Annotated in this window: 20 protein-coding genes and 1 CRISPR repeat array; of the genes, 8 read left to right on the plus strand and 12 right to left on the minus strand. The window is 61.3% G+C overall.

The window, feature by feature from the left end; all coding sequences use genetic code 11:
* Positions 1-175: 175 nt before the first annotated feature.
* A CRISPR array of direct repeats spans positions 176-510; the repeat unit is 29 nt; unit sequence CTGTTCCCCACGCCTGTGGGGATGAACCG.
* A 213-nt stretch (positions 511-723) separates the two neighbouring features.
* Entirely contained in the window at positions 724-882 is a 159-nt protein-coding gene (locus tag VEB01_RS10240; protein ID WP_324875129.1) for a hypothetical protein, read from the plus strand.
* Positions 883-1,092: 210 nt separating this feature from the next.
* Here VEB01_RS10240 and VEB01_RS10245 read toward each other — a convergent pair whose 3' ends face one another.
* From VEB01_RS10245 to VEB01_RS10260, 4 genes are all read right to left on the minus strand, one after another.
* Entirely contained in the window at positions 1,093-1,650 is a 558-nt protein-coding gene (locus VEB01_RS10245) for an HdeD family acid-resistance protein (protein ID WP_324875131.1), read from the minus strand.
* 110 nt (positions 1,651-1,760) lie between these two features.
* Positions 1,761-2,186 carry a PRC-barrel domain-containing protein gene (locus VEB01_RS10250; RefSeq protein WP_324875133.1) on the minus strand — a complete coding sequence of 142 codons (426 nt, stop codon included), beginning with the start codon at positions 2,184-2,186 and terminating at the stop codon, positions 1,761-1,763.
* A gap of 233 nt (positions 2,187-2,419) precedes the next feature.
* On the minus strand, positions 2,420-2,578 hold the full coding sequence (locus VEB01_RS10255; RefSeq protein ID WP_324875135.1) for a hypothetical protein: 159 nt from the start codon (positions 2,576-2,578) through the stop codon (positions 2,420-2,422).
* Positions 2,579-2,727: 149 nt separating this feature from the next.
* Positions 2,728-3,792, minus strand: a complete 1,065-nt coding sequence (locus tag VEB01_RS10260) for an AI-2E family transporter (RefSeq protein ID WP_324875137.1) — start codon at positions 3,790-3,792, stop codon at positions 2,728-2,730.
* 282 nt (positions 3,793-4,074) lie between these two features.
* On the opposite strand from VEB01_RS10260, the gene VEB01_RS10265 reads away from it, so the two are divergent.
* Positions 4,075-4,821, plus strand: coding sequence for a phosphatase PAP2 family protein (locus VEB01_RS10265; protein WP_324875139.1), 747 nt, complete (start codon positions 4,075-4,077; stop codon positions 4,819-4,821).
* Positions 4,822-4,915: 94 nt separating this feature from the next.
* The gene (locus VEB01_RS10270; protein ID WP_324875140.1) at positions 4,916-5,668 is read left to right on the plus strand and encodes a PRC-barrel domain containing protein; all 753 of its coding nucleotides are present in this window, start codon (positions 4,916-4,918) and stop codon (positions 5,666-5,668) included.
* 267 nt (positions 5,669-5,935) lie between these two features.
* Here VEB01_RS10270 and VEB01_RS10275 read toward each other — a convergent pair whose 3' ends face one another.
* Positions 5,936-9,022 carry an efflux RND transporter permease subunit gene (locus VEB01_RS10275; protein WP_324875186.1) on the minus strand — a complete coding sequence of 1,029 codons (3,087 nt, stop codon included), beginning with the start codon at positions 9,020-9,022 and terminating at the stop codon, positions 5,936-5,938.
* Entirely contained in the window at positions 9,022-10,224 is a 1,203-nt protein-coding gene (locus VEB01_RS10280; protein ID WP_324875142.1) for an efflux RND transporter periplasmic adaptor subunit, read from the minus strand. Before VEB01_RS10280 ends, VEB01_RS10275 begins: the two co-directional genes overlap by 1 nt.
* A 746-nt stretch (positions 10,225-10,970) precedes the next feature.
* Between VEB01_RS10280 and VEB01_RS10285 the strand changes: the two genes are divergently transcribed.
* On the plus strand, positions 10,971-11,309 hold the full coding sequence (locus VEB01_RS10285; RefSeq protein ID WP_324875143.1) for a beta/gamma crystallin domain-containing protein: 339 nt from the start codon (positions 10,971-10,973) through the stop codon (positions 11,307-11,309).
* A 69-nt stretch (positions 11,310-11,378) separates the two neighbouring features.
* Here the strand turns inward: VEB01_RS10285 and VEB01_RS10290 are convergent, their stop codons facing one another.
* From VEB01_RS10290 to VEB01_RS10305, 5 genes are all read right to left on the minus strand, one after another.
* Positions 11,379-11,882: a beta/gamma crystallin domain-containing protein gene (locus VEB01_RS10290; RefSeq protein WP_324875144.1), complete on the minus strand. Its 504-nt coding sequence runs from the start codon at positions 11,880-11,882 to the stop codon at positions 11,379-11,381.
* A gap of 12 nt (positions 11,883-11,894) precedes the next feature.
* Entirely contained in the window at positions 11,895-11,990 is a 96-nt protein-coding gene (locus VEB01_RS23290; protein WP_475441720.1) for a small membrane protein YohP, read from the minus strand.
* Between the two features lie 735 nt (positions 11,991-12,725).
* The gene (locus VEB01_RS10295; RefSeq protein WP_324875146.1) at positions 12,726-13,439 is read right to left on the minus strand and encodes a hypothetical protein; all 714 of its coding nucleotides are present in this window, start codon (positions 13,437-13,439) and stop codon (positions 12,726-12,728) included.
* 161 nt (positions 13,440-13,600) lie between these two features.
* Positions 13,601-13,996 (minus strand): c-type cytochrome, encoded by a 396-nt coding sequence (locus VEB01_RS10300; protein WP_324875148.1) that lies wholly within the window; start codon positions 13,994-13,996, stop codon positions 13,601-13,603.
* On the minus strand, positions 13,969-14,505 hold the full coding sequence (locus tag VEB01_RS10305; RefSeq protein ID WP_324875149.1) for a c-type cytochrome: 537 nt from the start codon (positions 14,503-14,505) through the stop codon (positions 13,969-13,971). Before VEB01_RS10305 ends, VEB01_RS10300 begins: the two co-directional genes overlap by 28 nt.
* 178 nt (positions 14,506-14,683) lie before the next feature.
* Between VEB01_RS10305 and coxB the strand changes: the two genes are divergently transcribed.
* From coxB to VEB01_RS10325, 4 genes are read left to right on the plus strand one after another with little or no spacing between them, the layout of a single operon-like run.
* The gene (gene coxB / locus VEB01_RS10310; protein WP_324875150.1) at positions 14,684-15,427 is read left to right on the plus strand and encodes a cytochrome c oxidase subunit II; all 744 of its coding nucleotides are present in this window, start codon (positions 14,684-14,686) and stop codon (positions 15,425-15,427) included.
* 22 nt (positions 15,428-15,449) lie between these two features.
* Positions 15,450-16,502: a sodium:calcium antiporter gene (locus tag VEB01_RS10315; RefSeq protein WP_324875154.1), complete on the plus strand. Its 1,053-nt coding sequence runs from the start codon at positions 15,450-15,452 to the stop codon at positions 16,500-16,502.
* Between the two features lie 10 nt (positions 16,503-16,512).
* Positions 16,513-19,035, plus strand: coding sequence for a cbb3-type cytochrome c oxidase subunit I (locus VEB01_RS10320; protein WP_324875155.1), 2,523 nt, complete (start codon positions 16,513-16,515; stop codon positions 19,033-19,035).
* 6 nt (positions 19,036-19,041) lie between these two features.
* On the plus strand, positions 19,042-19,398 hold the full coding sequence (locus tag VEB01_RS10325; protein ID WP_324875157.1) for a hypothetical protein: 357 nt from the start codon (positions 19,042-19,044) through the stop codon (positions 19,396-19,398).
* A 209-nt stretch (positions 19,399-19,607) separates the two neighbouring features.
* On the opposite strand, the gene erpA is transcribed toward VEB01_RS10325, so the two are convergent.
* Positions 19,608-19,943, minus strand: a complete 336-nt coding sequence (gene erpA / locus VEB01_RS10330) for an iron-sulfur cluster insertion protein ErpA (RefSeq protein WP_324875159.1) — start codon at positions 19,941-19,943, stop codon at positions 19,608-19,610.
* Between the last annotated feature and the right edge of the window lie 89 nt (positions 19,944-20,032).

Below are 20,032 nucleotides of genomic sequence, written 5' to 3' on the forward strand. Positions count from 1 at the left end.
GGGCTTTTTATGCCTGGCTGATGTCCGCGCTCAGAGAATCCATAAGGATATCACTACCATTGATCGGCCCGGTTATGGGAGAAAGCTCAACCTAACCAGCTTACAATTTCAAAGAAAAATCGAATTCTTCAAGACCGACTAGATATGAAAATGCTCTAGCGCTTTGATGGTTGAGCTGTTCCCCACGCCTGTGGGGATGAACCGCGCCGACGCTGACGGTCTGCCCCGGCGTGATCCTGTTCCCCACGCCTGTGGGGATGAACCGACGCCGGCCGAGTAACGCGACGCGGAGGCGAGCCTGTTCCCCACGCCTGTGGGGATGAACCGGCTAGTGTTCCCGGCATAGGTATGCGTGTGGGCTGTTCCCCACGCCTGTGGGGATGAACCGCGCTTCGGTGTCGGCTTGTCCCGTGGACAGCGCTGTTCCCCACGCCTGTGGGGATGAACCGGATTTCGACGCCGCGTCCGCCGTTCCCTCAGTCTGTTCCCCACGCCTGTGGGGATGAACCGGGTGGTCATTTCAGTGGCACCGCAAGCACACTTCCCTGTGGCCTCAGCCAGCCCGCCCATCCAGGGCGGGCGTTCGCGGCTCCTAAGCCCGCCGCTCACCCCCACGCCCGTGGGGATGAACCGTCCGAGCTGACTGCGCCCGATATCTGCACGCCAGGTTTGAGATAGTCCAGTCCGCCAGTCGCCGAAGCAGCCTGCGGGGACAGCGTCACCATGCAAGACATACCAACCCGAATCGTCGCCGCGCTTGCCGTTGCCGTCGAAACGCCGCAGTTTGCCGTCTGGCTCGATCATGTCTGGAGGTTCCAGTCCGGATCCATGACGCCGGCAAAGCGTTCAACCGGAGGAGGCGTCAGGCTCCTGGTTTCCTGAAGACCGCTTTGGAGGGACATAAAAAACAGGCCCATGAAACATCATGAGCCTGTTTGACCATCAGCCAGCCGGCCAAGTTGGCGTCTTAACCGACTGGCATTGGGTATCAAACCGGCCTTTTGCGGCCGTTGTTTTTCCCATCGTATGGCAGCATGAGGTCGTGCCAGAGCCTATGCGCGGTGGGCAATAATGAGATATAGGCCGGTGACGTTAGGCGTGCCTCAATTCTCCGGTCCTCATCCACGCCCGCGCACGGAAGGCCAGCGTGAGCAAGAGAACACCCGTGACGACCGCGTAAAAGCTGATCAGCCAGACCAGGGCTAGCGCTCCCGCGCCGGGAAACAGGAAAACAAGGATGCCAAAGAGGATGGAGACGACTCCAGCGAGGATCAGCAGCCACTCGCCTTCCATGACCTTGCGCAACCGGATGGCGGAGGCGATGTCGAGCACACCCGTCGCCAGCGCGTTCGCGCCCATCAGTAGGACAAAAATCAGCGCCGTCAGGTCCGGATGGAAGACAGCGATCACTCCGGCGCCTAGGCTGACCAGGCCCAGCAGGAGAATCAGCCACCAGTTTTCGTTCCTTGCCCGGTTTTTCACGGCGGCGGCGACCTCTGATGCACCGCTGATCAGCGCATAGGCCGCAAACAGGACGACCAGCCACAGCAGCGTGAGGCCGGGCCAGATAAGGGCAAGTATGCCGAAGAGGATGGCAATGGCCCCGCGTACGGCGAGCATCCACCAAGCTTGCTCAAGTAATTCTTTCATGAGAGTCCCTCACTCGGACTGCCGGTTTCAAACATCTCTCGCATAGCCGCGGATGTCGGCAATCCAGCGTCATCCGCGGCTGAAACACCGATTCTGCGATAGTTTAGGGGCTACTGGACGTACTTGAATTCGGGCAACTGCTTCAGCGCCTCCTTGCTGGCTCCAGGCAGAACGATCCTTGATGCCTTGTCACCGGTAGAGCGAAACTGATCTACCGGGACGGCGACATGGCGTTTTCCCATCCCCAAGAATCCGCCGACATCCACGATAGCGACCGATAACGATCCATCGGGAGCCACGATGAAATCGTCGATCTCACCGATTTTCTGATCATTCTCGTTGTAGATATTCGCGTTGATCAGCTTCGAGGCTCGCCAGCCCTTGGCGATGACTTCATGCTGGATAACGGTAACGCCGAGCGTAGATTGGCCCGCGATCGGCGCCGCCTCCTCCTGTGCCTGCGCGGTGGCATCGCCCATCAAGGCCAGGCTGCAAAGTGTGGATAGGATGAGCGTTTTTCCAAGTTTGAGTTCCATAACTTCACTCCTGATAGCTACGGGTTGTTGAAAGTACTCGCCGAGACGTTCGACAGCGGGTCACGGCAAGCACTGGGGGCGCCGTCGTGCCCGATCTACGGACTGACGGTAATCCGATACTGCAAATTTACAACGAGTGGTGGGAAGTGCGGCTATTCCTACGTTCAGTCCATCTTGATGGTCTAACGCTGGACGCCCGCGGCTTTCGGCCGCCGAACATTGCCCCGCCTTGGCTAGCCACGACCAAAGAAGAAAGGCTGCATCCAGTTGCGCCGAAGCTCATCGAACCATTGATCGAATTCGTCAAAGGGACTGAGAAATGATCCCCGTTGGGGATGGGTGACCTCCTGGCCGGCGATTCCCTTCGTTTCGGTGATATCTTGCGTCGCCATGGCATTTCCTCCTGATTCCATTGCAAAACAATGCCTAAGGTTAATTGAGTGACTTCAATTCGGTTTGAAAGTTCTATCGCGATCAAGCCGACTCAGACGTGCATTGTTTGTCTGTGGGCAAGCAAAGACAAAAGCTTTTCACTCACCCTCTAAGGCATCTCGACGGATTCCCCCAACACATCCCTCATGTACAGCATCTGCACCAGCACCATGATGATGACCACCAGGGGCGGCGCGAGCAGGAGGCCGAGAATGCCGAGACCCGTCCCCATGATGAGCTGAGCGGCCAGCAGGAGGGCCGGCGGCAAGGAAACGACCTTCTGCTGGATGAAGGGCGTGATCAGATAGCCTTCCAATCCCTGGATCACGAAATAGAGAATGGCCACGTAGAGCACCGTCGGACCGCCTTGGGAGAGGCCAACCATCATCGCCGGCACAGCCGCAATGAGCGGCCCGATATTGGGCACGAAATCCAGGGCAGCGGCGACGAGACCCAGAATAAAGGCGAACGGCACCCCCAGCACCGCCAGCCCGATGCCCGTTATAATTCCCACTACGAGCATGGCGGCGATCCGGCCGATCAGCCACCAGCGGAGAGCATGGCCTATCCGGTTCAACGCCTCCCAAACACGCCCTCGGCGCTCTTTAGGAAACAGGCGTGCCACGCCGTCGATGTAGGTTTTGGGATCGGCGGCGAAATAAAGTCCCAGCACGATCACGACGAAAAGGCTGCCCAAGGCACCGAATGCGGTCGAAAAAATCCCGGCGATTCTCGATAACTGCTGAGGATTGGTCAGGGTGCCCCCCGCCCTGGATAGCCTGTCTATCAGAGCGGGTCCCCACGGATATTGCTCGAGAGTGCCCCGCAGCCGGTCGAGCGCCGTCGGCAACTGCCGGAACAACTGGTAAAAACCGTCGGCGATGGCGGGGCCGTATAGCGCCAAAATCAGCACGAGCGCGCCCAGCAGCGTCAGAACCACCACCGCCAGCGACCAGCCCACGGACAACGGCGTATGCCGACTGATGAACTCGGCGAGCGTGCGGAGAAACAGAGCCAGGAGGAGGCTCGCGAAAATCAGCAGAAGGATCTGCGCCACTTGCCACACCGCCAGAAGCAGCGCAATAACCGCGGCAGCCACAGCCGCGACGATCAACGTCCGCTTTGTCAGCAGTCCGCTGGTGCTCCGTGTCTCGGCGGTTTCACGATCCATCATCGCGTCCTTCCCGGCGTCCTGGCCTTGTCAAAGAACCTGATCGAGCCGTCTCCCGTCAAAGCCGCAGACCTCTCAACTCCGGCACCCGGTTCTATCCCGAGCAGCCGAGCGGCCAACAGCGCCTTACGGATTCCCCACCGGTTCGGTCGAATGAAAGGCCTTTTTTTACGGGGACTTAGTTATAAGGACCAACCGGAAAGCGGATTTATCCCGGCCCGTCCTGCCGGGGAGTCTACGGAATTGTCCAAACAACGATAGCCAAGAGAGGCGCAAGAATTCGCCATGCATATGAATCATCGGTTCTCCACCGTGCTCAGGCCGCTGCTCGGCGCCGCCGGGTCGGCCGTTGCCCGCGAGTTTCGAACCCTTGTGCTGATGCTGCTGGCTGCCGGGGGACTCTGGGGGTTCATCGAACTCGCCGACGAGGTCACCGAAGGCCAGACACATGCCATCGACACCACTATCCTGCTGGCCTTGCGGAATCCCGCGGACCCGGCCGATCCCCTCGGCCCGAGATGGCTGGAGGAGCTGTTCCGGGACTTCACCGCCTTGGGCGGCGTCGGCGTGATCGTATTCATCACCCTCGGAGTCGCGGGCTACCTCGCCCTCCTGCGGAAGCGCGGGGCTTTGCTCCTTTTGGCCATTGCCGTCTCTGGCAGTCTGCTCATCAACACGGCGCTGAAGCTCGGCTTCGACCGCCCCCGCCCCGACCTCGTGCCCCATGGCGCATACGTCTACACCGCCAGCTTTCCCAGCGGCCATGCGATGCTAGCCACCGCGACCTATCTGACGCTAGGCGCCTTGCTCGCCAGAGTACTGCCCGATCGGCGCACCAAGTTTTTCGTGCTGACGATGGCCATCGTGCTCAGCCTGCTGGTCGGCTTCAGCCGGGTATACCTGGGTGTGCATTGGCCGTCCGACGTGGCTGCCGGCTGGATGGCCGGCGCCGCCTGGGCACTGCTCTGGTGGCTATTGGCCCGCTGGCTGCAAAGGGAGCGGGTCGTGGAGGAGACGGAGAACGAAAGCTGAACGCTCGCCCCGGAAACTTTCCTCCCTCGCCCCTTACCTAAAAGAGGAGCCTTGGGTAGTGTGCCGGGCCGGTTGCTTCGAGTTTGGAGGATTTATGCTGAGAAGCGTCAAGGAGATTGTGGGATACGTGCTGGCGGCGAGCGACGGCGAAATCGGCCGCTGCGACGATTTTCTGTTCGACGATCGCGATTGGGGGGTTCGCTTCATGGTGGCCAAGACCTCCAAATGGCTACCCGGACGCAAGGTGGTCGTTTCTCCCGCTTTTCTCGACGAACCCGACTGGGCTAGCCGCCGTCTGCCCGTGCACTTGACCAAACAGCAAATCGAAGACTCTCCGCCACTGGATGAGCACGCCCCGGTTTCCCGGGCGTATGAGATCGAGTATCGGCGTCATTACTCCCTGCCACCCTACGGCGTCGGACCCGGCGGCTTCGGCGCTTACCCCTGGCCCGCCGAGGTCGTCAACCCGGTGCCGGAACCGTTGGTCGGCGCCGAAGCCGAAATTCAGGAAAAAAAAGAAGAGCATTTGCGTTCGGTCGAGGAAGTGATCGGTTACATCGTCGCCGCCACCGACCGGGACATCGGTCAGGTGAATGACTTCATCGTGGACGATCAGGCATGGGCGCTACGCTATCTGGTGGTCGACACGGGCAATTGGCTGCCGGGGCGCAAGGTTCTGGTGGCGACGCCGTGGCTCGGCTTGATCGACTGGGCCGAACAGCGTCTGCATGTCGAACTCGATGCCGAAAGCATCCGTAACGGGCCCGAATTCGATCCGACGGAACCGGTCAACCGCCGCTACGAAATCGAGATCCACGACTATTATGGCCGTCCGTATTATTGGTAGTAGCTAGACGGACGAAAACGCCGCATGTGGGACAGATGTAGGCCGGGATAAGCCTGTCCTGAGCCCTGTCGAAGGGGCGGCAGCCGTTCCCGGCGCGCGACGGATGAAAACGCCGGATACGCGGAGCCTGTCCTGAGCGAAGTCGAAGGGCTTAATCCGGCCTACAACTATTTGTAGGGTGGGTTAGCGTAGCGTAACCCACCGAGCAGCCTTGAATCGGTGGGTTACGCTACGCTAACCCACCCTACGATCAAGGCACAACAGGTTTCAGTTCTCCTCACCTTGTTCCCCTTTTTCCGATCCGGTCCGCTCACTGGCGATGACGGTGTAAAAGGCCGGTACCACGAATAGCGTGAACACCGTGCCGATGGCCATGCCCGCACCCAGCACGAAGCCGATGGCGAAACGGCTTTCGGCGCCGGGTCCCGAAGCGAACCAGAGCGGAATCATGCCGACCAGGGTTGCGATCGTGGTCATCAGGATCGGGCGGAGCCGGATCGCCGCCGCGGTCTCCATCGCCTTGCGCCGGTTCAGCCCCTCGCGTCGCTGGACCTCGTTGGCGAATTCCACCAACAGAATCCCGTGCCGGATGATGGAGCCGATCAGCGTCAACAGCCCCACCTGGGTGTAGATATTGACGGTGACGACCCCCAGCGCCATGAACAGCAGGGCGCCGGCCAGGGACATGGGCACGCTCACCAGCATGATGGCGGGATCGCGGAAGCTTTCGAACTGCGCGGCCAGCACTAGATAAATCAGGATCACCGCCAGGAAGAAGGCGGTTACCAGCTCCGCGCTCTCCTGCACGTACTGGCGCGACTGCCCCTTCCAGTCGGTAACGTATTCGCCGGGCAAGGCCTCGGTCACCGTCGTCCGCAGAAATTCCACCGCCTCGCCGAGCGTGACCCCCGGCGCCGGAACCCCGGACAGCGTCGCCGCGTTGAGCTGGTTGAACCGGGCCAGTTCCCGCGGCTGGACCGTTTGCGTCAGACGGACGATGGTCGAGGCAGGAATCAGGGCGCCATTCCGGGCGCGGAGATAATAGTTCTCGAGCTGTTCGGGGCGGAGCCGGTAGGCGCGTTCCACCTGCGGAATGACCCGGTAGCTGCGACCGCGAATGCTGAAATAATTGACATAGCCTTCGCTCAGCAGCGTGGCGAGATCGCCGCCTAGCTGCTGCATGTCGATGCCGAGATCGGCGGCTTTGGCACGGTCGATCTCCACCTGCACCTGGAGCCGGTCGTAATGGAGATCGGTTTCGATGAAGGCGAATTTGCCGCTTTGCCGCGCCCGGTCCAGCACCCGCTGCACCGCCTCGTAGAGCGCTTCCGTCTCCTCGGTGGAGCCGATGACCCACTGTACCGGGGTTCCGCCGCCGGCGCCCGGCAGCGCCGGCGGCGGGAACACCGCGCTCTGGAGGCCGGCGACGCCATCCACTCGATTCTGCAATTCGGGCATGATGTCGAATTGCGTTTGCTCCCGTTCCTCCCAGTCTTTCATGGACATGCCGGCAAAGGCCTGGTAGGTCCTGCCCACATTGCCGCCGCCCGGCGCCACACCGTTGATGACGAACGAATGGTCGGTGGAGTCGAAATTCTCGATGACCTCGCCGACCAGCCGGGTCCAGCGTTCGAGGTGGTTGATGGAGATGTTCGGATCGGCGGTGGCCTGCACGATGAGAAAGCCCTGGTCCTCGGTGGGCGCCAGCTCGTCTTCGGCGGCGGTATAGAGGAAATAGCAGGCGACGAGCACGACTCCCCCGAACAGCAGCACCAGCCAGCGCAGCTCCAGAGTGTAATGAAGAAGGCGTCCGTACCGATCCGCCACCCATCCGAATCCAGCGTCCACCCAACGGCTGAGCCCGCGTTTCTCGGTTTCCCGCCGCAACAGCTTGGAGCAGAGCATGAACGACAAGGTCAGGCCGACGACGCCCGATATCAACGTCGCCCCCACCACGGTGAACGCGAATTCGGTGAAAAGGTTCCCGGTGAGTCCGGTCATGAAGCCAATGGGCGCGTATACCGCCACCACCACGATGTTCATCGCGACGATGGGCGCCGCCAGTTCGCGCCCGCTCTCGAGTGCGGCTTCGAGCCGGCTCTTCCCCTCCTCCATGTGGCGGTGGACGTTCTCCACGACGACGATGCCGTCGTCCACCACCAGGCCGATAGCGAGGATCAGCGCCAACAGGGTCAAGAGGTTGATGCTGAAACCCATGATCAGAATCAAAAACAACGATCCCACCAGCGAAAGCGGCATGGCCACGGCGGGCACCAGGGCGGCACGGACCGATCCCAGGAACAGGTAAATGACCCCCGTCACGATGGCCAGCGCCTCGACCAGGGAAACCAGCACCTCCCGCATCGAGTCGCGGATGAAATCGGTGCTGTCGTAGACCACGACGCCGCGGATGCCCTCGGGCAATTGCCGCTGGATATCGGGGAAGACTTCCCGCACGCGCGCCGCCGTGTCCAGGGTATTGGCCGTGGGCGCCGCTTCCACGGCAATGAACACCCCCGGAACCCCGTCGAAATACACCGAGGTTTCGTACGATTCCGCGCCCAAGGACACGTCCGCCACATCCCGCAGCCGGATCAGCGCGCCGTCCTCCTCCCGCACCACCAGCCGCTCGAACTCCTCCACCGAGTGGAGGTTGGTATCCGCATCCAGAGAGATCGAGAGGGTCGGTCCCTTGGTATCCCCCACCGCCGCCAGGAAATTGTTGGCCTCGAGCGCCGCGCGGATGTCCGTCGGCGTGACCCGGAACGCCGCCATGCGCTTCGGGTCCAGCCAGATGCGCATGGCGATCGTCTGCCCGCCCAGCACCGGCGCCTCCTGAACGCCAATAAGGGTTTCCAGGCGCGGCCGAACCGCACGGTTGAGATAATCGGTCACCTGGTTGCGTTCCAACCGGTCACTGTAGAAGGCGATGTACATGGCGGCGGTCGGCTCGCCCACGGTGACGGTGACGATGGGGTCCTCGCTGCCCGGCGGCAACTGGTTCCGCACCTGGTTGATCTTGGTGATGATCTGCGCGACCGCGGCGTTGGGATCGTAATTGAGCAAAAGCCGCGCCCGAATGCTGCTGGTACCCTGGACGCTGGTGGATTCGAGGTAGTCGATGCCCTCGGCGGTCGCGATGGCCTGTTCCAGGGGCGTGGTGATGAACCCCCTGACGAGTTCCGCGTTGGCACCGAAATAAGGGGTCGAAATGGTGATGACCGAGGAGAAGGTTTCCGGGTACTCGCGGACATTGAGGGACTGGATCGACCGCAATCCCAGCATCAGGATCACCAGGCTGATCACCGAGGCCAGCACCGGCCGCTTGATGAAAAGGTCGGTAAAGCCACCCATCACGGCCCCTTCGGAATGGGTTCGACCTCCGGCAGCACGTCCTGGTCCGAGATGACCACCCGAGCCCCGTCGCCGAGCTTGAGCTGACCCGACGTGACCACCCGGTCACCGGGCTCGACGCCCTTCAGGATTTCCACCCAGAGACCCCGGCGCTCGCCGGCGGTGACGAAGGCCCGCTCGACCCGGTAGACGCGCCCCGCCGGGACTTCGGCAGAAGATGCCTCCGGATTTTTATTTCCATCGAAACCACCCGGCGGCGCAGGAACCGTCTGGCCATCCGGTTTCGGACCGGCTTCTTCCGCCGGAAGCTCGTCCCCGATCAAAAACACCGCATTGCCGTACGGGCTGTAGCTGATCGCCGTGGCGGGAACGGCCACCACCCTGCGCTCGTCGGGGAGCGTCACGACCACGTCGGCGAACATGCCCGGCCGGAGCAGTCTTTCGCGGTTGGGCAGGCTGCCGCGCACGCTGAAATTGCGGGTCTCCCGGTCGATCTCCGGGCTGACCGCGCTGACTTCGCCTTCGAAGACCCGCTCGGGATAGGCGTCGACCCGCACCCGGATAGGCAGTCCCGGCCCGACCTCGGCGTAATGGCGGCCGGGCAAGGTGAAATCCACGTAGATGGGCGCAATGGACCGCAAATCGATGACGGCCTGACCGGGTTCGAGGTATTGCCCCAGATTCACGTAGCGGAGCCCGAGAACCCCGGCGAAGGGCGCCTCGACCCGTTTCTTGCCGATCAGCACCCGCTGCTCCCGAACCTGGGCCTCCAGAGTTTCCACCTCGGTGGCCGCCTGTTCCAGTTCGGCCTGCGATACGAAACGCCGCTGCACCAGTTCCCGGGCCCGCGCCAAATCGCGGCGCGCCTGTTGAGCCTCCGCTTCCAGGCGCTCCAGCCGCGCCCGATCGACATCGGTATTGAATTGCACCAGGGCCGCGCCCTGCTCCACTTCGGCGCCCGATTCGAATCCGATGGCTTCCACCATGCCCGCCACCTCCGTGGTCACCTGCACCCCGTGCACGGCAACGAGGCTGCCGATGGTGTCCAACTCGGTTCGCCAGATCTCCGCCTCGGCACGGGCCGCCGCCACGGTAACGGGAGGAATCTGTGACGGCTCCGGTGGTTTCCGTTCATCGACGATCCGCGCCCAGAGCCAGTAACCGGCCACCACCAGGACGGCCAAAACGGCGAGACCAGCCAAGATCCTCCGCCGTCGGAACCGCCCACCGAACACGCTCTCCGTTTCCCGCGCTGAACTCCGCGCCATTCGACTTTGCCGACAACCGGAAATCCGAGCCCGACCACCGGGTCAGGGCCGGCCGCTTATCCGCGGCGCGTCGATATTTTCGAACGATCTCCTCCAAGGCGCGCTCCTGAAATCCGGAATCCTCTCGCCGGGCCGCGGCACCGTGCTCGCCACGGATTTCGATAAGAAACGCTTCCACGCTTGCACGCGAACCTCCTCTTAGTGTTCCGCGAAAATAGTACTTTCAGGCAATCCCGTTCCTTACGCCGGCACCTATATCGTCTGTGACCCGAACAGCCAAGAAATGATCCTTCCAAGGGAGTTCCCGAAAGAACTCTGAAGGCTGCCCGTTTCTTGCCACGGTCTTGCTCAATCGTTCCGCCATTGCTGCGGGCGGAACGATTAAACGGGTTTCGAGTCGTTTTTATTTACGAGGAGACGGATAAACATGCGTCTTTGTTCGGCATAGTGCACCGACGCAGGAGGCGTCCCATGAAGTCCAGGAATTCCGTTTTGGCGATCGCTATTGGCACCATGTTATTCGCCGCGGGATCACCGCTCCGCCCCCGGCCCAAGCGAACGATACAGCGCTGGCCCAGTCGGAAAAGTCGAAAGACAGAGCTCAAGCGGGAGATCGAAAGCCGGAGGATCAGGGCCAGAAGCAAACCGGCACCAAAGCCAAAAACGAAGGGCAGGGCAAAGTGCCCGTCCTGGTGCTGATCCCCGTGGCACAGCATGTCGACACGATGGATGGCGGTTGCTGGGCCCGGTTCTTCGACGGCGAAAACTTCGAGGGCGATCAACTGACTCTAGTCGGCCCCGCCGACCTGCCCAACATGAATTTCAATCGTCGCTACTATTGGGGCGGTCTCGACAGCGTAATCGTCGGCCCCAAGGCCAGGGTAGCGATCTACGACGCCGAGGACTACCGGAACCGCACCGCAACCCTCAATCCGGGCGATCGCATCAAAAACCTCGACGACCGGAAACTGGGGCTGTTCGAGGATATTGAGTCCGTGAAGATTACCTGCACTCAATAACCGCTCCATAGTTGGGAGCGGGTCTGAGCCTGCTGCCAATATTTTTGGGATATGGCGAGGCGCACCGGATCAGCGGTACGGCAGACAAATCACCCGCAGTGATTTGATATCTTTAAAAAGCCCCAACCTGCTCCGTCCCCGGCTTTTCTCTAAGTCGGGGATATGTTGTCCCGGTTCGAGAACCAAACTGCGCCGTTCGAAGTCCTTGCCAGCGAAGACGGTTACCCGGGCGCGCGGTCCAACCTTGGCGCTTTCCAGACCGGTCCAGCGGGCGCCGAACGGACCCTCCATGCTGCGCATGTCGACCGGGCCGATGATGTTCAGTTGGGTTCCCGTGAAATCGTCGCCCGTGTAGAACTGCACCCAACAGCCATCGGTGACCCGCTCGGCGCTGAATGTCCCGGGCACGATCAACACCGTCGGCAGAGCGCTGGACTCTCCGGCAAACGGTGGCCGGGCGCCCGTGCCGGGCACGGCGGGAGGCACAGCTTCACTGGCCGTCGCGCTCAAAGCCGCCACGGTAAACAAGCCCCCCGCTACGGCTCCAAGCCAAAGGTGCTTCCAAGCCCGCACGCGCATCACCGATCAGAAAATCAGCATCAGAAGCCCAATCAAGACTAACAGGCCGATCAAGAAGATGATGCCGATCGCACTGCCCAGAAACCGTAAAATGCCGCCCATAGCCACGCCTCCAATGTGGTTGTGAAACCGAGTGTCGTCCATGAAAATTAAGACATTCGATCCGATGTTTCGTCACCGCATCGTTTGTTTTGCTTAAACGGACGGGCGGCCGAATTGCCGGCCGCGGAGCCCCGGTCCATCAACTCGAAAACCGTGGAGGCCGAAATGACGAAGCGCAAAAACGGGAAACATCCCCAGAACCCGTTCCATGCGGGGTTGGGATCGGCATATCGGAGATCCGCTCTAAGAAGCTGTGTTCAAACTACTACGCACCGCCATACCCGCGTTGCTCAAGGGTTCGAAATACCGATGAAAAACGTCCCTGTGGTTCGCTCCTTGTTCTGAAGATGCTCGTGACGCTTGAAGACAGCTTCTAGTGCGGCTTTTGTTTAGGCAAAGCGATGTTAGATATTTAGAAGCACGACCCAAGGTGCCGCTAATCGCGGCGATTGTTTTGGAGCGGGGAGCCGCCCCGCACGCGGGGTACTTTCTTTTGCTTGGCCAAAAGAAAGTACCCAAAGAAAAGGCCACCCGAAGAGCGCCCTGATCCTGCGCGTCACCGCCTGGGACCGGGCTGACAAAAGGCACGGTCCCTGTGCCTTTGTCGCCGCGCGGCATCGTGCCGCGCCCCTTCGGGCTAATCCGGTCCCAGGCGGCGATGCTCGGAGGCGCTCTAACGGGGCTAAGACGGGTAGCGCCCGCTGTTTCTGACGCTATACCAGATCAGAAAATGGTCTAACGCACAGTAAATGGAATCCGGATCTCGCCGAAAATCCTGCGGGTTTCGGCGTTCACCAGATCGGTACGGAAGGTGACCTTCGGCACATCCCGCACCTTTTCGAAATAAAGCCACCCGTCGAGCCGGCCATTCGGCTCCAGTACGCCTTCGGGCAAGGCGCGATCGATCATGCGCCCGGTCGGCAGGGCACCTTCTTTCCAATAGTCGCCATAGGTGTCGTAGTAAGAAGAATCGTACTCGAACGGGCCGGGATAGGGCTGCAGCCCCGGATACATCGAATGATACCGGGGCGCCACGTAGAAGTTCGTATAGCCGAAGGCGGGATCGGCGATGGGCGGGTACGGGGCCGGCACGGCGGGGACGTTCACCTGGCTTTCCTTCCGGTAAAAGGGCAGCGCGGCGAAGCGCTCCCCCGAAGGACTCACCAGGGCGAACTCCGCGTAGCGGATGCGCAGAGGCTGTGCGCTTCGGTTGTCGATGGACACCCGCACCGGGGTCAACTCGCGATGGATGGTATCCGAGCCGGGCCACGCTTCGGCTCCGGCTGCGATACGGACGCCGCCGGCTTCGGCGCGGGCGGCGCCCGGCTCCCCCGGTACGCGCTCCGCCGCGGGCGCCGGGGTAAGCCTCGGTACGGGTACGGGCTGGCATCCCGCCGACATCATGATCAGAACGGCGCCAAGGGCGCGAAGTCCGCCAAACCGTTCCATGAGTATCCTCCCGCGGTGAGCTTCTCGAATTAGGACGTCAGTTTTTTAGGTCGACCAGTGCCGGGAAAGTTCGCGGGGCGGATTGTCCCCGCCTGCCCTGGCGTCCTCGGCCATCGAATCGGAGCGCCGCCCGCTTCAGATAACCGGGGTCCAATACGGGATTACTTCAGGCTGTAGAGATACGCGGCCATGTCCCATGCGTCCCGCTCGGTCACCCCCAAGTTGGGCATGGCCGTGCCGGGCGATATACGCTGCGGGTCCCGCAGCCACAGGACCAGGTCGTCCGGCGTATTGGGCAGGATGCCGGCGATGTAGATCCGATTGGCCCAGCCGGTCAGGGGCGGACCCGCCAGGCCTTTGGCACCGACGATACCGGGAATGATGTGGCAGGTCGTGCAGGCATATTGCTGCAAGGCGATCCGGCCCCGGGCCGGGTCGCCCCCCGTGCCCTGCGCGGGTTCGTCGGAGCGACCGCAGGCGCTCAGCAGCGTCAATGCCGCGAAGAGCCCGCGCAACGCCTTGATTTTTTTTATCGTTCGCCGGCCTTTCGCTCCCATTCTCCATACTCCTTCGGGGAAAATTCCGGCAACAGCTCCACGAAGGCCACCACGGCCCATAAATCCCGCTCGTTGAGGCGGTACTGCCAGGCGGGCATGCCGGTCATGCGGATTCCGTTCGCAACCACCCAGTAGATGTATTCGGCCGATTTTTCACGCGCCGTTTGAGCCAGGTTGTTGGGCAGCGGCAGCATGCCCTTGCCGATATCGTCGGGCGGCACGCCGGGCGCGCCATGGCACTGCACGCACTTGTCCCGGTAGATGTGGAAGCCGCGTTCGGCCAAGAGCGGATCTTCCAAGGGCGGCGCAACGATGCCGCCGATGCGGACCTCGACCGACCGGTCCAGCGCAAAATCCAGGATTTCGTAAACCGGCCGGGTGTGCTGATAGATGGCGGCGACGTTGTATACACCGCCGAGCACGACGACGGCCGCGCCCAATATCCCCAGCCCACCCAAGAGGACGACAGTGATGGCGGCATGGATCAGAAACTTTCGGGACAGTGCCATGGTCTTCTGTGAGTACGCTCCAAAATTCGAGGGAACGGCTTCCGCCGTTTGGCTCAACGATCCGGCCAAGGGAGTGACCGATGATCATCCGGGACGAAACGCCTTCCGACGCTACAGAATTTTCGACTCTCCGCCTCGCGGTTAGTGCCGGTCTTCGGCGCGTCCGCGCGGACGACCTGTGTATCGACGCGCCATGATCGCCCGTTTTCGTTCGGCCTCGGTACTGGCAACACTGCCGGCGTCCGCGGGCGCCGGCCTGCAGTCAGCCCTCGACCCTCATTCGCCTGTCGCATCCGAGATCACCGCTATTACCTGGCTGCTGTTCGGCGGAGCCACGGCAATTTTCGTTTTGGTCATGGCGCTGACCGCTTATTCCATGTCCGCGCCGGAACGCGCCGGCCGCGTGCTGGGGCACCGCCGTGCGATCATCATCGGCGGCTTGGCCTTTCCGGTGGCTCTGCTGTCGGCGCTTTTGATCCATACCCTGAAGGTCGCGGGCGATATCGCAGCGCCACCGGAACCGCCGGCGCTGCGCGTCGAGGTGGTCGGCGAGCAATTCTGGTGGCGGGTTAATTACCTGACCGATGCGGGCTATGTCGACGTCGCCACCGCCAACGAGATTCACCTTCCGGCCGGCCGGCCGGTGGAATTCAGGCTCCGCACCGTCGATGTCATCCACAGCTTCTGGATGCCCAACCTAGCCGGGAAGATCGACATGATTCCCGGCCATGTCACGACGCTGAGCATCCGCCCCGACCGGCCGGGCGTGTGGCGCGGGCAGTGCGCCGAATACTGCGGGGCTCAGCACGCGAACATGGCGTTCCTGGTGGTGGTCGAGACGCCGGAGGATTTCGACGCCTGGCTCGCCGCCCAGCGCTTGCCCGCGCGTCCGCCAGCGGCTTATTTGGAGCGCCTGCGATGAATGCCGTTCCGGGGTTACTCTGATGCCGTTGGATTTTAAAGCCGCACCGCTCTGGGTCGGCATCGCCGTGTTCGCTGTTTCGGCCGGTGTCGTCTGGGTCTCCGGCACTCGGTTGTCGGGTCATGCCGATACGATCGCGGAACGTACCGGCATTGGCCACGCGTTTACCGGCCTGGTTCTGCTGGGCGTGGTCACGTCTTTGCCGGAAGCGGCGGTTACCGTGGTCGCTTCGGCAGCCGGCAATTTGGAGCTGGCGGTAAACAATCTGCTCGGCGGGATCGCTTTCGGATTCGCAATCCTGGCGGTAGCCGATGCGGCTATCGGGCGGGACGCGCTGACCTCCGTGGTCCCGGACCCCGTGGTTATGTTACAGGGCAGCCTGTCCATCCTTTTGCTCGCACTGATCGCCGCCGGCATTACGGTAGGCGATATAGCCCTGTTCGGCGTCGGCGGCTGGTGCTGGAGCGTTCTCGTCCTGTACCTGCTGGCGGTGTGGATGACCCATAGATCCCAGGGGCGCTTTCAATGGCATCCGAAAGGCATGGATGGACTGCAGTCCGGCCACCGTACGCCGAAAGCGGATAACGGCAAAAGCACGGACACCCCGCTCGCCGGAGTCGCGGCCCGAACGGTTGCGGCTGGCCTAGCGATTCTGATCGCCGGTTTTTTTCTTTCGGAATCCGGCGATGCCATCGCCACGAAGACGGCCCTGGGGTCGAGTTTCGTCGGCGTTCTGCTGGTGGCAATAGCGACCTCGTTGCCGGAAGTCAGCACCGTATTGGCGGCGGTGCGTCTGCACCGTTACGAGATGGCCGTGTCGGATATCTTCGGCACCAATCTTTTCAGCGTGGCGCTGGTGTTCCTGGCGGACGCCATCCACCGTGGCGGGCCGGCGCTGAACGAGGTCGGGCGGTTCGCCGCCGTCGCAACATTGTTGGGGATCGTGGTGACTACGCTGTACATAGCCGGGCTGGTCGAGCGCCGGGATCGAACCATCTTCCGCATGGGCTACGATTCCCTGGCCGTGCTCGCGACCTACCTCGGCGGGGTATTCCTGCTGTATCGACTGCGCTGAGGAGCAATGAATGGACCAAAACCAGGATTATCCAAACTCCTTGCCCCGCCCGGACTACGAGCTTCCCTTGCTCAAAAAAATCTGGCGGCCGCCCTCGGGCTTGAGCTTCATCACCGTCGTCAATAACGAGTACATCGGCATCTTCTACGTCGGCACGGCCTTTCTGTTCTTTTTGCTGGCCGGCGTGCTGGCGCTCCTGATGCGCACCCAGCTTGCGGTGCCGGAAAATAATCTTCTAGGGCAAGACCTCTATAACCAGATCTTCACGATGCACGGCACCATCATGATGTTCCTGTTCGCCATACCGGCGGTGGAGGCGCTGGGCGTGCTCATCCTGCCGAACATACAGGCGGCGCGGGATCTGCCGTTTCCGCGGCTGTCGGCCTATGCCTTTTGGGCCTATTTCGCGGGCGGACTGGCGTTCTTCTGCAGTCTCTTCTTCGACCTGGCGCCCAAGGGCGGTTGGTTCATGTATCCGCCTCTGACCAGTTATGGGTTCTCGCCCGGCGACAACTCCGATTTCTGGCTCCTCGGCATCGGCTTCATCGAAATCACGGCCATCGCTGCGGCCATCGAGATCGTGGTGGGGGTGCTGCTCAACCGCGCGCCCGGCATGAGCCTCGATAAGATGCCGATCTATTGCTGGGCCATGCTGGTGTTCGCCGGGATGATCATGGTCGCCTTCCCGGCGGTGATCCTCTGTACCGCACTCCTGGAGCTGGAGCGCAGCTTCGAGTGGCCATTCTTCGTGGCGGAGAAGGGCGGCGATCCTCTGCTCTGGCAGCATCTCTTCTGGTTTTTCGGTCACCCGGATGTCTACATCATCTTCCTGCCGGCCGCGGGAATCGTGTCGATGATCATACCCACCATGGTGCGCAAGCACTTGGTGGGCTACCGATTGGTGGTGCTGGCCCTGGTAGGCACGGGTTTCCTCAGTTTCGCCCTGTGGGTGCACCACATGTTCGCCGTGGGGCTACCGCAGATCTCCATGAGCTATTTCTCGGCGGCCAGTATGGCGGTGTCGGTTCCGAGCGGCATCCAGGTGTTCGCCTGGATCGCCACCATTGCCGCTGGACGCTTGAAGCTCACGGTGCCGGCTCTATTTACTCTGGGCTTTCTATTCATTTTCGTGCTGGGCGGGCTCACCGGCGTGATGGTGGCGGTGGTGCCTTTCGATTGGCAGGTGCACGACACCTATTTTGTGGTGGCGCATCTGCATTATGTGCTGTTCGGCGGCATGGTGTTCCCGCTGTTCGCGGTGTTCTATTACTGGGCGCCTTACGCGAGCACGAGGCCTTTATCGGAGCGGCTGGGCCGCTGGGTGTGCGGATTGATGTTCATCGGCTTCAACACGGCGTTCTTCCCGATGCACGTCACCGGACTACTGGGCATGCCGCGGCGGGTCTATACCTATTCGACAGAAGTCGGTTGGGACACCCTCAACCTAATCTCGACCCTCGGCGCTTTTCTCATCGGTGCGGGCGTTTTGGTGTTCCTGGTCGATCTCATCCGCAACTTCCGACCGTTCCGTTCGGAAAAGGCGGGCAACGTCTGGGATGCCGGCACCCTCGAATGGCTGCCCGGCGGCGATTACGCCATGCGCAGCATTCCCATCGTCGAAAGCCGCGAGCCGCTTTGGGATCAGCCGAATCTGGCGGAGGACGTCGAGGCTGGCCGCTATTACCTGCCGGGCGCGCCTACCGGCGCGCGCGAGACCATCGTCACCAGTCCCATCGACGCCCGGCCCCTGTACATCTTGCAGATGCCGGCAGGAAGCTGGTTCCCGGTGCTGGCGGCCTTCGGCACGGCGGCGTTCTTCCTGCTCCTGACGGTGAAACTGGTGGTTCCTGCACTGTTCTTCGGTGTGTTCGCCGTCGCCATGATTATCCGGTGGGTATGGGAAACCGACCCCGGACCCAGTCATCCTCCCGTGGACATCGGCGGCGGCATCAAGCTGCCGGTCTACGTGACCGGCTCCATGTCGCATTCCCGGTGGGCCATGGTCGTGCTGATGATAGTCTCGGCCTCTCTCTTCGCCTGCCTGATCTTCTCGTATTATTTTCTGTGGACCGTGGCGCCGGGATTCTGGCCCAAGGGCGGAGAATCGCTGCCGGAAGTGGCTTATCCGCTCGCGACGGCAAGCCTTTCAGCATTCAGCAGTGCGGCCATCGCTTACGCCAGCCGCGCATTGAAATCGAACAGGTTCTGGACGGTGCGCCTGGCCCTGCTTTTAGCCGTCCCCCTGCTCGTCGGTGCCTTGGTGGCCGAGTTGTGGGGCCAATGGCAGATAGGCCTGCGGCCGACCGATTCCGGCTATGCCGCGATCGTTTATACCGTCATCTCGATTCAGGGATTTTTCGTTACCGTGGTGGTCATCATGGGCCTCTATACCTTCGCCCGCTCGGTGTGCGGACTCATAAACCGCGAACGCCGAGCCACTTTCGACAACACCATGCTGTTCTGGCATTACACAGTGGTCCAGGGCCTGATTGCATTAGCCGTGGTCCATCTGTCTCCGCGCTTCCTCGGGTGAACCGCCATGGCTGCCGCACTCCACTTCGTCACAAACACGCTTCGGATGCTCTCGGGCGTCTTGATCTGGGGTGCCCATTTCGGGGTTGTCTACATCTTCACCGCTCTGGCGTGTGCGCGGCGATTCCAGGATCTAAGCTGGTTGGGGATTGATATCGTGTCGTGGACGGTCGCCATCGCTACGGTGATGGCGATAGCGGGGATCTTGGTCATACTTCTCCCCGCCTGGCGGAATCTTTACCACCGTAGCCCGCAGCCTGCGACACCCGCTTTCATCGACTGGATGACCGTTGCCTTCGGGGGGCTGGCACTGCTGGCGATCGTATTGGAAGCGCTTCCGGTGATGCTAGTGCCGATATGTTAGGCGTGATGTAGTTGCCCTTGATGGCAAAATCCCGGAGATTGTGTACTTCACTTGACCGGCCCTGAGGCTGCAGCCGAAACCGCAGGTACTCACTCAAGCCCGTTAATGTCCTGTCCAACAATGCAGGACTACGGCTTGTTTCCGGACGTGGAATCTGCCAGATGTGACCGGACGACCGATCTGTTACAAGAGCTTTAGGGTGAGAAAGTTTAAACCGAGAAGGACGAGCCACAACCGCATGTGGTGGCCGCATTGGGATTACGGATGACGAATTGTGATCCGGATAAGTCCTCGGTATAGTCGATTTCGGCACCCGTCAAATATTGGATGCTCATGGAATCTATCAAGACTGTGACACCATTTTTTACAACTTGGGTGTCGTCCTCATTGACCATGTCGTCAAAGGTGAAACCATATTGGAAACCTGAGCAGCCGCCGCCGGTAATGTAAACCCGCAGCTTCAGATCACCGTTACCTTCATCGGCTATAAGTTCGCTCACCTTGGCCGCGGCACTGTCGGTAAATTTAATGGATTCTTCGCTCATACAAATCGTAACCTCGATACGCCTATCGAATCTAAAGTCATTATGATTTTTCCGAGAATTTTGGTCAAGAATAAGCGCTATCTCACAGT

The sequence above is a fragment of the Methylocaldum sp. genome, from assembly GCF_035627495.1.
Lineage (GTDB): Bacteria > Pseudomonadota > Gammaproteobacteria > Methylococcales > Methylococcaceae > Methylocaldum.

Excerpts from the sequence above, each read along its gene's own strand:
- VEB01_RS10240 (WP_324875129.1), top strand. The coding sequence starts at position 724 with ATGCAAGACATACCAACCCGAATCGTCGCCGCGCTTGCCGTTGCCGTC.
- VEB01_RS10245 (WP_324875131.1), bottom strand. The coding sequence starts at position 1,650 with ATGAAAGAATTACTTGAGCAAGCTTGGTGGATGCTCGCCGTACGCGGG.
- VEB01_RS10250 (WP_324875133.1), bottom strand. The coding sequence starts at position 2,186 with ATGGAACTCAAACTTGGAAAAACGCTCATCCTATCCACACTTTGCAGC.
- VEB01_RS10255 (WP_324875135.1), bottom strand. The coding sequence starts at position 2,578 with ATGGCGACGCAAGATATCACCGAAACGAAGGGAATCGCCGGCCAGGAG.
- VEB01_RS10260 (WP_324875137.1), bottom strand. The coding sequence starts at position 3,792 with ATGATGGATCGTGAAACCGCCGAGACACGGAGCACCAGCGGACTGCTG.
- VEB01_RS10265 (WP_324875139.1), top strand. The coding sequence starts at position 4,075 with ATGCATATGAATCATCGGTTCTCCACCGTGCTCAGGCCGCTGCTCGGC.
- VEB01_RS10270 (WP_324875140.1), top strand. The coding sequence starts at position 4,916 with ATGCTGAGAAGCGTCAAGGAGATTGTGGGATACGTGCTGGCGGCGAGC.
- VEB01_RS10275 (WP_324875186.1), bottom strand. The coding sequence starts at position 9,022 with ATGGGTGGCTTTACCGACCTTTTCATCAAGCGGCCGGTGCTGGCCTCG.
- VEB01_RS23290 (WP_475441720.1), bottom strand. The coding sequence starts at position 11,990 with ATGGGCGGCATTTTACGGTTTCTGGGCAGTGCGATCGGCATCATCTTC.
- VEB01_RS10295 (WP_324875146.1), bottom strand. The coding sequence starts at position 13,439 with ATGGAACGGTTTGGCGGACTTCGCGCCCTTGGCGCCGTTCTGATCATG.
- VEB01_RS10300 (WP_324875148.1), bottom strand. The coding sequence starts at position 13,996 with ATGGGAGCGAAAGGCCGGCGAACGATAAAAAAAATCAAGGCGTTGCGC.
- VEB01_RS10305 (WP_324875149.1), bottom strand. The coding sequence starts at position 14,505 with ATGGCACTGTCCCGAAAGTTTCTGATCCATGCCGCCATCACTGTCGTC.
- VEB01_RS10315 (WP_324875154.1), top strand. The coding sequence starts at position 15,450 with ATGCCGTTGGATTTTAAAGCCGCACCGCTCTGGGTCGGCATCGCCGTG.
- VEB01_RS10320 (WP_324875155.1), top strand. The coding sequence starts at position 16,513 with ATGGACCAAAACCAGGATTATCCAAACTCCTTGCCCCGCCCGGACTAC.
- VEB01_RS10325 (WP_324875157.1), top strand. The coding sequence starts at position 19,042 with ATGGCTGCCGCACTCCACTTCGTCACAAACACGCTTCGGATGCTCTCG.
- erpA (WP_324875159.1), bottom strand. The coding sequence starts at position 19,943 with ATGAGCGAAGAATCCATTAAATTTACCGACAGTGCCGCGGCCAAGGTG.